This is a genomic window from Neobacillus sp. C211 (assembly GCF_051842875.1).
GTDB lineage: Bacteria > Bacillota > Bacilli > Bacillales > Cytobacillaceae > Neobacillus.
This window is the reverse complement of sequence record NZ_JBPXRO010000009.1, coordinates 124,755-138,930: the sequence shown is the minus strand read 5'-3', so window position 1 is coordinate 138,930 and position 14,176 is coordinate 124,755. Positions and strand designations below refer to the sequence as shown.

The window sequence follows — 14,176 nt, the reverse complement described above, 5'->3', positions numbered from 1 at the left end:
GCGGACAAAGTGGGTGTTTTGTCCACCGATGGTGCCTGACACCCTTATAGAGAATAGAGAGCGAGGGATACATAGATGCGTTTTGATGAGGCGTATTCAGGGAATGTGTTTATTAAGAGTCATCCAAATTTTGAGGAGAGTCAGGTTGTTCTGTACGGGATGCCGATGGATTGGACGGTTAGTTATCGTCCGGGGTCACGTTTTGGTCCGGCCCGCATCCGCGAGGTGTCGATTGGTTTAGAAGAGTACAGTGCCTATCTTGACCGTGAACTTGAGGAAGTAAAATATTACGATGCTGGCGATATTCCGCTTCCATTCGGGAATCCGCAAAAGAGCATTGATATCATTGAAGATTTTGTCGACCAAGTCCTTACTGCCGGCAAGTTCCCGCTTGGCATGGGCGGCGAGCATCTGGTCTCATGGCCGGTCATGAAAGCTATGTATAAAAAGTATCCAGATTTAGCAATTATCCATTTTGATGCCCACACCGATTTACGTGAACAATATGAAGGCGAACCGTTGTCGCACTCGACCCCAATCCGCAAGATTGCGGAACATATCGGGCCGAACAACGTTTATTCCTTCGGGATCCGTTCAGGGATGAAGGAAGAGTTTGAGTGGGCGAAGCAAAACGGGATGCATATTTCGAAGTTTGAAGTGCTTGAGCCATTAAAAGAAATCCTGCCGACACTTGCCGGACGTCCGGTTTATGTCACGATTGATATCGATGTCCTTGATCCAGCGCATGCACCTGGCACAGGTACGGTTGATTGCGGCGGGATCACTTCGAAAGAGCTGCTTGCCTCTATTCATGCGATTGCCCGTTCTGAAGTGAACGTTGTCGGCGGGGACCTGGTTGAGGTTGCGCCAATCTACGACCCTTCCGAGCAAACGGCCAATACAGCGAGCAAGTTAATTCGTGAAATGCTGCTTGGCTGGGTGAAATAAACAGAAAATTCGAAGCGCCTAGGCGCCGGAGCTAGACAATTTTCAAATTTAAGTTGCCTGACCCTTTTTGAGGGCGGGCATTTTTTGATTTGTGCCCCAGCAATGTTTATAATAGAAAAAGTATGCAATATTGCAGTTAAGTCAATTACTAGGACTAGAACCATTCCAAAGAGTGTTACTGAGTTCCTTTTTAAAAAAGAAAAAAGGAAGTGCGATTTCGTTTGTCTAGTACGGAAATTCCTATGAAAATTAATGTGAAAACGACGATTCATCAGCATGGGAGCAAGGAAGTCTATGAGCTGGCGGTGTTTGGCCGTTACCTGCAAAAAGATGGGGCCTCGTTTCTTAAGTATGAAGAGGTGCAGGAAGAGGGCAATGTTCGGACGATTGTGAAGGTGGCTGGGGATGAGGCGCTGATTCTGCGCGGTGGCGCGGTGAAGATGCGTTTGCCGTTTCGCTTGCACAAGAAGCTTCGCGGCAGTTATGAAATGCCGTTTGGTACCTTTGAGACGATGACGCTGGCAAAGCGGATTGAGCATTCGGATGGCTTGATTGATATCCTTTATGATTTTACGATGCAGGGCTCGCATGCCGGTACATACCATTTGGAAATTACCTTTCAGGAGGATAAACATGAACATAGTTGAACAAGTACAAAGTAAGTTAAAGGAAGAGATTCGCGCGGCGGTGCTGAAGGCGGGTCTGGCAACAGAGGAGCAGATTCCTGCTGTGGTTCTTGAAACGCCGAAGGAGAAGGTGCACGGTGATTATTCGACGAATATGGCGATGCAGCTGACTCGTATTGCGAAGAAGGCGCCAAGAGTGATTGCGGAAGCATTGATTGAGAATATAGACCGCTCAAAGGCTTCGATTGAAAAAATTGAACTGGCGGGGCCGGGGTTTATTAATTTTTATATGAATAATAGTTATTTAACGGAGCTGATTCCGACGGTTCTAAAGGCTGGTGAGCGGTACGGTGAGACCACGGTTGGCGGCAACGAGAAAATAATGGTGGAGTTCGTGTCTGCCAATCCAACGGGTGACTTGCACCTGGGTCATGCCCGCGGTGCAGCGGTCGGCGATTCGTTATGTAACATTTTGGACAAAGCGGGCTATGATGTTTCGCGTGAGTACTATATTAATGACGCTGGGAACCAGATTAATAATCTGGCACTGTCGGTGGAAGCACGGTATTTCCAGGCACTTGGTTTGGAAAAAGAAATGCCGGAGGGCGGTTACCATGGTACCGATATTATTGGCATTGGGAAAACTTTGGCTGAAGAATTTGGCGACAAGTATGTGCATGTTTCCGTTGAAGAGCGCCAGGAATTTTTCCGTGAGTACGGTCTGAAATATGAAATGGCGAAGTTGAAGCAGGACCTTGAGGATTTCCGCGTGGGCTTTGATGTGTGGTACTCGGAGACGTCTCTTTATAAAAATGGAAAAATTGATGAGGCGTTGGCAGCATTGCGTGCGAGCGGTTATGTGTATGAGGAAGACGGTGCGACTTGGCTCCGTTCGACGGACTTTGGCGATGACAAGGACCGTGTGTTAATTAAGCAGGATGGATCGTATACGTATTTGACGCCGGATATTGCTTACCATAAGGACAAGTTAGGCCGCGGCTTTGAGAAGTTGATTAATATTTGGGGCGCGGATCACCATGGCTATATTCCAAGGATGAAGGCGGCGATTCAGGCGCTCGGGTTTAGTCGCGAGGCTCTTGAGGTGGAAATCATTCAGCTGGTGCACCTTTATAAAAATGGCGAGAAGATGAAGATGAGTAAGCGGACCGGGAAAGCGGTCACGATGCGTGATTTGGTTGATGAGGTCGGCCTTGATGCGACGCGTTATTTCTTTGCGATGCGCAGCTCGGATACGCATATGGATTTTGATTTGGATTTAGCGGTGTCGGAGTCGAATGAAAATCCGGTTTATTATGCGCATTATGCCCATGCACGGATTTCTAGTATTCTGCGTTCTGGTGAGGAGCAGGGTGTTCGTGTTGATTCGGATGCGGATTTTTCGTTAGTGGCATCGGAGAAGGAAATGGATTTATTGAAGAAGCTTGGTGAGTTTCCGTTGGCTGTTGGCGAGGCTGCACAGAAGCGTGTCCCACACCGGATTACCAACTATATCTTTGATTTAGCGTCGACGTTCCACAGTTTTTATAATGCGGAAAAGGTGCTCGACCTTGATAATGTAGAGCGTACTAAAGCACGACTCGCGTTGGTGCGAGCGGTGCAGATTACACTCCGCAATGCGCTGGCGTTGATTGGGGTTTCAGCTCCTGAAAAAATGTAAATGATGATGGCTCCCTTACGGTTAAGGGGGCTTTTTTTATTGTGGGTGATGTTATTGTTGTGTGAATATTTGGAATTATGAGGAGTGGACAGTAAACTGGAAAAAGTGGACAGTAAGTTGAATAAAGTCGACAGTAAATCGTAGACCTGGACAGTAAACTAAGTAAAGTGGACAGTAAAGAATCAAAATCCGACAGTAACCTGAAAAACAGGCAAAATTTATCAAAGTAAACTTGTTCCTATTTATGAATATTACCTAATAAAAGGCAAATACTAGTAGGGAACTTTGAGCGAGGAGTGGATAAAGCGGATGAATGTGGGAAGAGCGAAGGAGATCGTCGAATCTGCCGACATGTTTAATGTCACTTACGAGGGGAAACCTGTGATCATTCAACATGTCGATGAGGCCACACAAGTGGCGCGAATATATTCAAGAACGGACCCCGATAATGAGCGGGAAGTTCCTGTTTTAAACTTAATTGAGGAATAGAAAAGAGTCTTCGAAGTCGTTCGAAGACTTTTTTCTATTGTCTAGCCCAAGGGACCCAGCGGCTAGTCTATTTCACCTCAACAGTACCACCGCTGACCCTTTTAAAGCCGCGGATCCGGCTGAGATCTTCAATTAATTTCAGGGCGGCTTGATCCTTTGCTTTGGCCTCAATCATGAAATCAATATCCGCACCGATTTCGCGCAGCATTTTCAAAAAAGGCATGATAAATTCCGGGTCAACAAAATCAGCGTGGGAGCGGAATTCCTTTTCGTTTTTGGGGGAGGAAATATGTACCTTCGGGATGTGGCGTGCATGCTCCCAAGTCTGAAAAATCCGCGGCAGCAAATCCTCAAGCGCGGTTTCACATAGATTGGCGATATGGTGATGATAATCGAATACAAACGGAATCGTTTCCTTTTCACAGGCGGCTAACGTTTCTTCAGCATTATACGTTTTATCATCATTTTCCAGCGTCATCACGCGTTTAATCGGCGCTGGCAGCTTGGTTAAGTTTTGATGGAATCGTGGTAAAGTTTTCCGTTTATCACCATAAGCACCACCGATATGGATATTAATCAGTCCTTCCTGCTCCAGTCCCATCGCTTCAAACATTCGATAATGGTAGCTCATATCGACTACGGCATTATCGGTAATTTTCGTTTGCGGTGAGGTAAACAAGGTAAATTGATTCGGATGAAAACTCACCCGCAGCCCTTTCCTTTTAACCAGTTCACCAATTTCCTGCCACAACGAATGAAAGGGGGTCACAAAGTCCCAGTTCACTTCGGGATGGGTCGCTAGCGGGACAATCGAACTAGACATCCGATACAATTCAAGTTGATGAGCAATATTGTAGTAGAGCATCCTAAGGGTGTGGTCCAGATTTTGCTTCGTCACATCAAGCAATTTCTCCTGCCGTTCCTCGGGGCTTAACTGCTGATAACGAGTAAATGTCAGCGTCTTTGCGGGCGAAGCATCCCATAAGCTTATCGCATGCGAAACATACCCAAACCGAATCTTCATAGACAAACTCCTTTCTTATAAAAAATAGGAAACGGCCGCGGCGATGCCTTCTTTGATGGAGCGGACAGGGTTCGGTTTGTTAAGTTCAGCTAAGGTCAGAGGTTCTGAGTCATCGATGTCCTTTTTGAGAATATCCATCAAGCGCTCGATAAAGGCAGGGTCATAAATATAGCAATTGATTTCCTTGTTTAAATACATGCTTCGTTTATCAAAATTGGCGGTGCCGATGTCACACAGTTTGTCATCAATAACGAGTGTTTTGGCATGATAAAAACCTTTTTTATATTGATAAACGGCCGCCCCCGCCCGAATCAGCTTCCGTAAATAACGGAACGAGGCCTCTTGGACAAGCAGGTGGTCAGCGGTATACGGGACGATGACAGAAAGCTGAACCCCGCGTTTTATGGCTGCAAGTAACTCGGCCAAAATCTTATGACATGGAATAAAGTAGGGAGTGCCAATGATCATCGAATGGGTTGCTTTTTGAATCAGACGAAGATAATTTTGCTCTAATTGATTGGCTTCCGTTGGAACAAACTGATGGCGGACAGGACCATCAGCCAGGGTCGGAAAATAGGTCGGATTCCCCATAATATCTTCCCCCGCATACTCGTGCCAATCAAGCAAAAACTCACTTTGTAAAAAATTTACGCTCCGGCCGGTAATTTTTAAATGGTAATCGCGCCAGATCCCCAAGGAAGGCTCTTCGTCAATATATTCCTTCCCAATGTTATAACCGCCAAGATACCCAATTTCCCCGTCAATAATCGTAATCTTGCGGTGATTCCGAATCTGCGAAGAATAAAAAAGGAAGGGGAACTTGATCGTATTGCTAAAAGCAAATCGAACACCCGCCTCCTGCAAAGACCTAACGGCCGCCTTCCTCACCTTCCAGCTGCCAAGCCGGTCAATAAGCAGCCGAACTTCGACTCCGGACCGTGCCTTTTCTTTTAAAATAGAGAAAAACTCCTGACTAATCGCATCGTCTTTAACAATATAAAATAGCACATGAATATGCTTTTTCGCGTTCCGCAGTTCATGGAAATAGTCGGCGAATAACTTCTTTCCGTGAGTGAAAATATCAAAATTCCCATGTATGATGGCTGTTTCTCTTCGACTGACAATGGAAAGATGCTTCCTTTTACCTAAAATAAAATCTAAAACAAACCATAGAATGATGAGAAAAATAAGTACGCTCGAAAAGAGTGCAAACGTCATCAGAATTCTTTCCTCCAATCAGTTTTGTTAGTTTTTCCGAAAGCGGTCATTTCTATAAGTTAGAGAAACTTTTCAAAAACTATTTGACTGAATGCTCATTCATAATATAATAGAGTTAAGTGTAGATTCTGAAAATTAATTATTTTCTAGAAGTTATCGGAAAGGGGCATTTGTATGAATGGTTTACTCTGGGTCAACCTGATTGCATTTCTTGTTGTAACCGCTTACGCAGTCAGTCTGTTTGTGTATGTCGTCAAAACTCGAATTGAATTTATTAAACTCGGGAAAAAGGTTGAGTTTGATAACAATGTGAAAGAGCGGCTTCAAAAAATTTGGGTCAATGTGTTTGGCCAAAAGAAACTGCTGAAGGATAAGAAAAGCGGGATCATGCACGTCATGTTCTTCTACGGCTTTATTCTGGTCCAATTTGGCGCGATTGATTTTATTATCAAAGGGATTAAACCTGAGGCACATTTGCCGCTTGGACCTCTTTATGCAGGGTTCACTTTTTTCCAAGAGCTTGTCACACTGATGATCTTAGTGGCTGTCATTTGGGCTTTTTATCGCCGCTATGTGGAAAAATTAGTTCGCCTGAAGCGGAACTTTAAATCCGGTCTTGTCCTTATATTTATTGGTGGTTTAATGCTTTCTGTTTTACTTGGCAACGGAATGAGTCTGATCTGGCATGGGGAAGAAGCTTCATGGACAGAACCGGTAGCCTCGCTAATTTCTCTGATCTTTTCAGGAATAAATGAAACCGCCTCCATTGTAATTTTTTACATTGCCTGGTGGGCGCACTTATTATTCTTGTTAACGTTCTTAGTGTATGTACCGCAGTCCAAACATGCTCACTTAATTGCTGGACCAGCGAATGTTTATTTTAACCGATTAGATAAACCAGGAAAGTTGAAAAAAGTTGATTTTGAAGATGAATCCCAAGAAACGTTTGGGGTTGGAAAAATAGAAGACTTTACGCAGCACCAAATGATCGATTTTTATGCATGTGTTGAATGCGGCCGCTGTACGAATATGTGTCCGGCAACGGGAACTGGCAAAATGCTGTCACCGATGGACTTAATCGTCAAACTTCGTGATCACTTAACGAACCACGGTGCTGTGGTTACCTCGAAACAGCCGTGGGTGCCAACGATTGCATTTGCGAATACGAAGGGAAATCAACTGGCGCTTGCATCTGCAGGTCAAGGCGCACAGGAATCCGCTGCCGCATTAGCTTATAGCCCGAGCTTAATTGGCGATGTCATTACCGAAGAAGAAATTTGGGCATGTACAACGTGCCGGAATTGTGAAGACCAATGTCCAGTCATGAATGAGCATGTCGATAAAATTATTGACCTGCGCCGTTATTTGGTTTTAACCGAAGGGAAATTGGATGCCGATGCCCAGCGTGCGATGACGAATATCGAACGCCAAGGCAATCCATGGGGCTTGAACCGAAAGGAACGTGAAACTTGGCGAGAGGCCCGCGAAGATGTTCATGTGCCAACTGTGAAAGAGATGAATAAAGCCGGCGAAGAATTTGAATACCTTTTCTGGGTAGGCGCCATGGGCTCTTACGATAACCGCAGCCAAAAGATTGCCTTATCGTTTGCGAAGCTGCTGAACGAAGCAGGCGTGAAATTTGCGATTCTTGGCAACAAAGAGAAAAATTCTGGTGACACACCGCGCCGCCTCGGCAATGAATTCTTGTTCCAAGACCTGGCAGCGAAAAATATTGAGGAATTTGAAAAAGCAGAGATCAAGAAAATCGTCACGATTGACCCGCATGCTTATAATATTTTCAAAAATGAATACCCTGATTTTGGCTTAACGGATGTCGAAGTGTTCCATCATACCGAGGTTTTATATGAGCTAGTTCGCGATGGCAAGCTTGTGCCGAAACATTCGGTTGATGAAACGATCACCTTCCATGATTCTTGTTACTTAGGCCGTTACAATGATGTCTATGATGCACCACGTGAGATTCTTAAATCCATTCCGGGCGTGAAGTTGATTGAAATGGAGCGGAACAGAGAGAAGGCGATGTGCTGTGGTGCTGGCGGCGGTTTGATGTGGATGGAGGAAGAAACCGGACACCGCATTAACGTGGCTAGAACCGAGCAGGCACTTGCTGTTAATCCATCGGTGATCAGTTCAGGCTGTCCGTATTGCTTAACGATGCTGTCAGATGGTACGAAGGCAAAAGAAGTGGAAGAAAAGGTTTCGACTTACGATGTGGCCGAGCTGCTTGAAAAAGCGGTTTGCGGGGAAGTCGCATAGTTTTTAAGGGGGAGCAGAGGTTCGATTTGTTTACATATTCATAAAATTTTAAAAATTTTGTGGAAAACATTTCAACTTCTGCTCATTTTTATGTAGAATATAGTACGTAGATAAAAACGCTTACATTAACATTTTTTAAAAAAGGCAGGAGCCTGCGTTTCTTTTTTGGTTCCTACCCGAGCGAGCGTTCAGTCGCCGCGATTTTTTATACAAAAGTTTGACTGAATATTAAGAAAAGGGAGAGTGTTTTGAATGGGAAGAACGGTCATTTTAAGCGGGGTTAGAACGCCTTTTGGAAAATTAGGGGGAACATTAAGCAGCCTTACTGCCTCAAAGCTGGGGGGAATTGCCGTAAAAGAGGCATTAGTTCGTGCCGAAGTGAAGCCTGAAGACGTACAGGAAGTCATTCTTGGAACTGTTTTACAAGGGGGCCAGGGGCAGATTCCATCGCGCCAAGCAGCACATCACGCCGGATTGCCGTGGGAAGTGAAAACCGAAACAATCAATAAGGTTTGTGCGTCAGGGATGCGCAGTGTTACCTTGGCAGACCAAATCATCCGTTCTGGCGATGAAGAAGTGATTGTTGCAGGCGGAATGGAATCGATGAGCAATGCACCATATGTTTTACCAAAAGCACGCTGGGGCTTCCGAATGGGTGACGCACAGGTCAAAGATTTAATGATTCATGACGGGTTAACCTGCAGCTTTACCGGCGCTCACATGGGCACATACGGCAACGTATCGGCTGCCGATATGGAAATTAGCCGGGAAGCACAGGACGAGTGGGCATTGCGAAGCCACAAGCGCGCGATTGCCGCAATCGAGAGTGGAAAATTTGCGGAAGAAATCGTATCGGTTGAGGTTCCACAACGAAAGGGTGCACCACTTGTTGTCGAGAGTGATGAATCACCGCGCAAAGACACGTCGATCGAACGGTTAGCTAAATTAGCACCCGTATTTAATTCAACTGGTACGATTACAGCTGGAAATGCCCCTGGTGTCAACGACGGAGCAGCAGCCCTCGTGTTAATGAGTGAAGAGCGTGCAATTCGTGAAGGCAGGCAGGCGGAAGCGGTGATTGTCGGCCATACGGCGGTCGCTGTGGAAGCGAAGGATTTCCCGAAAACACCGGGACTTGTTATTAATGAGCTGTTACGAAAAACAGGGAGAACGTTGGCGGAAATAGATTTATTTGAAATCAATGAAGCCTTCGCTGCGGTTGCTTTAGTGAGCGGGAAAATTGCTGGTCTTGATCTAGAAAAAGTCAATGTCAATGGCGGTGCGGTTGCCTTAGGTCATCCGATTGGTGCCAGCGGGGCGCGCATTATCCTTACGTTAATGCACGAATTAAAGCGCCGCGGCGGCGGAATTGGGATTGCTGCGATTTGCAGCGGCGGCGGTCAAGGGGATGCCGTGATGATCGAGGTTCCAAAGGGCTGATCTCAAGGGTGAGATTTTAATTTGATTAATCGGAGTCGTGTTCAACGGAGGGTTCCAAAAAGCTAACTTTCAGAGTGGGTTTTTTCTAAATAATGTCTAATTGCACAAAACAGCAGAATTTTGGCACAAAACAATTTGAAAATGGCACAAAACTATTGGGAAATGACACAAAACCTTGCCGGAATAGCACAAAACACCAAGAAGCACGTACAAAACTCCTGAGATGGTACAAAAGCTTGTTTGAAAAAACACAAAACACCTGAGATGACTCAAAAGTACTCTTAAATTAACACAAAACCGATGTAAAAATAGACAAAAACATAAAAAATCTAGGTCGGACTTGTTCCGGCCTTACTTCGGAGGGGAAAAAATGAAGATTTCAAAGCTTATGGTGATCGGTGCAGGACAAATGGGCTCAGGGATTGCTCAAGTTTGTGCCCAGGCGGGATACACGGTCATCTTAAATGATCTAAAACCGGAATTTGTGGAACGTGGCTTAGCTGGGATCAATAAAATACTTACACGGAACGTTGATAAAGGGCGCCTGACTGAAGAGCAAAAACAGAAAGTTCTCAGCAACATCACCACTTCCACCGACCTAAATGATGCCAGTGACGTCGACCTCGTCATCGAAGCAGCCGTTGAAAATATGGACATCAAAACAAAAATCTTTGCCCAACTCGATGACATTACTCCAGCACATTCAATACTAGCGAGCAATACCTCATCACTGCCAATCACCGAAATTGCGGCGGCAACCAAGCGTCCGGAAAAAGTCATCGGCATGCACTTCATGAACCCGGTTCCGGTCATGAAGCTCGTCGAAATCATCCGCGGCCTCGCGACTGCCGACGAAGTGTACCAAGTTATTGAAGATATGACAAAAACCTTAAGCAAGGTACCGGTTGAAGTCAATGATTTTCCTGGTTTTGTCTCAAACCGGATTCTGATGCCAATGATCAACGAAGCGATTTATACGCTTTATGAGGGCGTGGCTACGAAGGAAGCGATCGACGAAGTCATGAAGCTCGGCATGAACCACCCCATGGGGCCGTTAACCTTGGCCGATTTTATCGGCTTAGATACATGCCTGTATATTATGGAAACGCTTCACCAAGGCTTTGGCGACGACAAATACCGTCCCTGCCCGCTTCTCCGTAAATATGTGAAAGCAGGCTGGCTCGGTAAGAAAACAGGACGCGGTTTTTATACGTATGAATAACCACAGCATTTCTTCGAAAAAGGGGTCGTGATGATGATGAGTACCACGATATTACATTCCTCCAAAGGGGAGACCACCATGAATCTGTCATTCACCGAAGAACAAGAAATGATGCGTAAAATGGTTCGCGATTTTGCCAACAGCGAAATTGCACCGTTTATTGAAAATATGGAAAGAGGCGAATTCCCGCGCGAAATCCTTCGCAAAATGGGCGAACTTGGCCTGATGGGGATTCCTGTACCTGAAAAATACGGTGGAGCCGCGATGGACTTCACCTCCTATATCCTAGCGATTAATGAGCTTTCAAAGGTAAGTGCGACGGTGGGAGTGATTCTATCAGTCCATACCTCGGTCTGCACCAACCCGATTCTCTATTTTGGCTCAGAAGAACAGAAAATGAAGTATGTGCCGAAGCTTGCTTCAGGGGAGTACCTTGGTGCGTTTTGCTTAACCGAGCCAAGTTCAGGTTCCGATGCCGCCAGCTTAAAATCTCGTGCGGTTAAGAAGGGTGATCATTACGTCATCAACGGCTCAAAGGTGTTCATTACGAACGGCGGCGAGGCCGATGTTTATATTGTTTTTGCGAAAACGAATCCGGAACAAGGCAGCAAGGGAATTTCTGCGTTTATTGTTGAAAAAAATACCCCTGGCTTTGTCGTCGGTAAGGATGAGAAGAAAATGGGCCTGCATGGTTCGAGAACTGTCCAGCTCACGTTCGAGGACATGCAAGTTCCAGCAGAAAACCTTCTCGGGGCAGAAGGAGAGGGCTTTAAAATCGCGATGGCGAACCTTGATGTCGGCCGTATTGGGATTGCTACCCAAGCACTAGGGATTGCCGAGGCTGCACTGTCCGCCGCAACCACCTATGCTGGGGACCGCCAGCAATTTGGCAAGCCGATCGCCCGCCAACAAGGGATTGGTTTCAAACTAGCCGACATGGCGACAAGTGTCGAAGCGGCAAAACTATTAGTCTATCGGGCTGCTTATTTACGAACTCATGGGTTGAAATGTACCTTGGAGGCGTCGATAGCGAAACTGTTCGCGACCAAAACAGCGGTCGAGGTAACAACCGAAGCAATCCAAGTATTTGGCGGTTACGGCTATACCGAAGATTATCCGGTTGAACGCTATTTCCGTGACGCGAAAATAACCGAAATTTATGAAGGCACGAGTGAAATTCAACGGATTGTGATTAGTAAACATCTTTAAAGAAAAGCGGAGGCGCCCGTTTAGCGGCGTATGGACTGGAGCCCTTTGACTGAGATAAAGGAAACACGGAGAGCGTAAGCGCATTCGTGCTTGACTTATCGTAGGGAAAAGGGCGAAGTACACTAGCCGTTGGGCGCCGGAGCTAGACAGTAATCTGAGTTCAAATCTTAATCTTTTAATATATATTCATCCACTAGGGGGACTTGAAATGAACTTTAAACTTTCTGAAGAACATGAAATGATCCGGAAAATGGTACGGGATTTTGCGCGCAATGAAGTAGCACCGACAGCCGCAGAGCGGGACGAGGAAGAGCGCTTTGACCGCGAGATTTTTGACAAAATGGCGGAGCTTGGTTTAACCGGGATTCCGTGGCCGGAAGAATACGGCGGGATTGGCAGCGATTATCTTGCTTACTGTATTGCCGTTGAAGAACTGTCCCGCGTCGACGCATCGACAGGCGTGATGCTCTCCGCCCATACGTCTCTAGCCGGCTGGCCGATTTACAAATTTGGCAGTGAGGAGCAAAAGCAAACCTATCTGCGCCCAATGGCAGAAGGAACCAAAATTGGCGCGTACGGCTTAACAGAGCCTGGCAGCGGTTCGGATGCAGGCGGGATGAGAACAACCGCACGTCTAGAAGGAGATCACTATGTCCTTAATGGTTCGAAAATATTCATTACAAACGGCGGCGTGGCCGACATTTATGTCGTGTTTGCACTAACCGATCCAACAAGTAAACAAAGAGGAACGACCGCGTTTATTATCGAGAGCGACTTCCCAGGCTTCTCGGTTGGAAAAAAAGAAAAGAAACTCGGCATTCGTTCCTCTCCGACAACAGAAATTATTTTTGAAGATTGCAAGGTTCCTGTTGCCAATCGACTCGGCGCAGAAGGCGAAGGCTTTAAAATTGCCATGCAGACGCTTGATGGCGGCCGCAACGGCATCGCTGCGCAAGCCGTGGGAATTGCTCAAGGGGCGCTCGATGCTGCAGTGGATTATGCAAAGGAACGCCATCAATTTGGAAAACCAATCGTCGCCAATCAAGGAATCGGCTTTAAGCTGGCGGATATGGCAACCGGGATTGAGGCATCGAGATTATTAACTTATCAAGCGGCATGGCTGGAGTCACAAGGTCTGCCTTACGGCAAGGAGTCAGCGATGTCCAAGTTATTTGCTGGCGATACAGCGATGAAGGTAACAACCGAAGCCGTACAAGTTTTTGGCGGGTATGGCTATACAAAGGATTATCCTGTTGAGCGATTTATGCGCGATGCAAAAATCACGCAAATTTACGAGGGAACACAAGAAATTCAACGCCTCGTTATCTCACGGATGATCACGAAATAAGGCGGTTAGAGCATGATGAAAAAGCGGGAAGTACTGGCTTCAGTAAAGGATGAACGCCTGGTTCAAAAAAGGCGTGATCAAATGATCAAAGGGGCCGTCAGCCTTTTTAAGGAAAAGGGATTTCATCGGACGACGACAAGGGAAATCGCGAAAGCGGCCGGTTTTAGCATCGGGACACTTTATGAATACATCCGTTCCAAGGAAGACGTCCTTTATCTCGTGTGCGACAGAATCTATGATCATGTTCGCGAGCGCCTCGAGCAGGATCTCGAGCAGAAAAAAGGCACGCTTTTGAGCCTGAAGATGGGGGTCCGTCATTATTTCCGAGTGATTGATGAGATGCAGGATGAGGTTCTTGTCATGTATCAAGAAGCCAAATCGCTGACGAAGGATGCCCTTCCCTATGTGCTGAAAAAAGAAATGGAAATGGCGGCGATGTTTGAGAGTTTGATCACAAGGTGCGTCGACAATGGCGAGCTGCAGTTATCAGAAAAGCAGATCGAATTGATTTCCCATAACATTATTGTCGAGGGCCAAATGTGGGCGTTCCGCCGCTGGGCGCTGCAAAAATTATATACACTTGATGAATACATTGAACTGCAAACCGATCAATTGTTTAACGGCATTCATTCGTCCACACAAGCAAGCTCGTAATGCTAGACGTATGGCGAACAGTGAATGGAGTTCATTTCTATAA

General features: G+C 46.1%; 12 protein-coding genes. 10 read left to right on the top strand and 2 right to left on the bottom strand.

Annotated elements, in window-relative coordinates:
- Positions 1-75 precede the first annotated feature (75 nt).
- The 4 genes from speB (at position 76) to ACSU6B_RS10950 (ending at position 3,741) form a co-directional block, all read left to right on the top strand.
- Entirely contained in the window at positions 76-948 is an 873-nt protein-coding gene (gene speB, locus ACSU6B_RS10965; RefSeq protein ID WP_410885121.1) for an agmatinase, read from the top strand.
- Between the two features lie 221 nt (positions 949-1,169).
- Complete coding sequence (locus ACSU6B_RS10960) at positions 1,170-1,595, top strand: DUF1934 domain-containing protein (RefSeq protein ID WP_410885119.1); 426 nt, start codon at positions 1,170-1,172, stop codon at positions 1,593-1,595.
- Complete coding sequence (argS, locus tag ACSU6B_RS10955; protein ID WP_410885117.1) at positions 1,582-3,252, top strand: arginine--tRNA ligase; 1,671 nt, start codon at positions 1,582-1,584, stop codon at positions 3,250-3,252. Before ACSU6B_RS10960 ends, argS begins: the two co-directional genes overlap by 14 nt.
- Before the next feature lie 309 nt (positions 3,253-3,561).
- On the top strand, positions 3,562-3,741 hold the full coding sequence (locus ACSU6B_RS10950; protein ID WP_214999241.1) for an H-type small acid-soluble spore protein: 180 nt from the start codon (positions 3,562-3,564) through the stop codon (positions 3,739-3,741).
- Positions 3,742-3,808: 67 nt separating this feature from the next.
- Here ACSU6B_RS10950 and uvsE read toward each other — a convergent pair whose 3' ends face one another.
- Positions 3,809-4,765, bottom strand: a complete 957-nt coding sequence (gene uvsE, locus ACSU6B_RS10945) for a UV DNA damage repair endonuclease UvsE (RefSeq protein ID WP_410885115.1) — start codon at positions 4,763-4,765, stop codon at positions 3,809-3,811.
- A gap of 15 nt (positions 4,766-4,780) precedes the next feature.
- The gene (gene cls, locus ACSU6B_RS10940) at positions 4,781-5,983 is read right to left on the bottom strand and encodes a cardiolipin synthase (protein ID WP_410885113.1); all 1,203 of its coding nucleotides are present in this window, start codon (positions 5,981-5,983) and stop codon (positions 4,781-4,783) included.
- A gap of 174 nt (positions 5,984-6,157) precedes the next feature.
- Between cls and ACSU6B_RS10935 the strand changes: the two genes are divergently transcribed.
- The 6 genes from ACSU6B_RS10935 to ACSU6B_RS10910 all read left to right on the top strand — a co-directional run bounded on the left by ACSU6B_RS10935 (position 6,158) and on the right by ACSU6B_RS10910 (position 14,133).
- On the top strand, positions 6,158-8,260 hold the full coding sequence (locus tag ACSU6B_RS10935; protein WP_410885111.1) for a heterodisulfide reductase-related iron-sulfur binding cluster: 2,103 nt from the start codon (positions 6,158-6,160) through the stop codon (positions 8,258-8,260).
- Between the two features lie 252 nt (positions 8,261-8,512).
- Entirely contained in the window at positions 8,513-9,700 is a 1,188-nt protein-coding gene (locus tag ACSU6B_RS10930; protein ID WP_410885109.1) for an acetyl-CoA C-acetyltransferase, read from the top strand.
- Between the two features lie 370 nt (positions 9,701-10,070).
- Complete coding sequence (locus ACSU6B_RS10925; protein WP_410885107.1) at positions 10,071-10,922, top strand: 3-hydroxybutyryl-CoA dehydrogenase; 852 nt, start codon at positions 10,071-10,073, stop codon at positions 10,920-10,922.
- A 78-nt stretch (positions 10,923-11,000) separates the two neighbouring features.
- Positions 11,001-12,131 (top strand): acyl-CoA dehydrogenase, encoded by a 1,131-nt coding sequence (locus ACSU6B_RS10920; RefSeq protein ID WP_410885105.1) that lies wholly within the window; start codon positions 11,001-11,003, stop codon positions 12,129-12,131.
- A 208-nt stretch (positions 12,132-12,339) separates the two neighbouring features.
- A complete protein-coding gene (locus ACSU6B_RS10915) occupies positions 12,340-13,479 on the top strand; it encodes an acyl-CoA dehydrogenase (protein ID WP_098932368.1) in 1,140 nt (379 codons plus the stop codon).
- Positions 13,480-13,494: 15 nt separating this feature from the next.
- On the top strand, positions 13,495-14,133 hold the full coding sequence (locus tag ACSU6B_RS10910; RefSeq protein WP_214999328.1) for a TetR/AcrR family transcriptional regulator: 639 nt from the start codon (positions 13,495-13,497) through the stop codon (positions 14,131-14,133).
- Positions 14,134-14,176 lie beyond the last annotated feature (43 nt).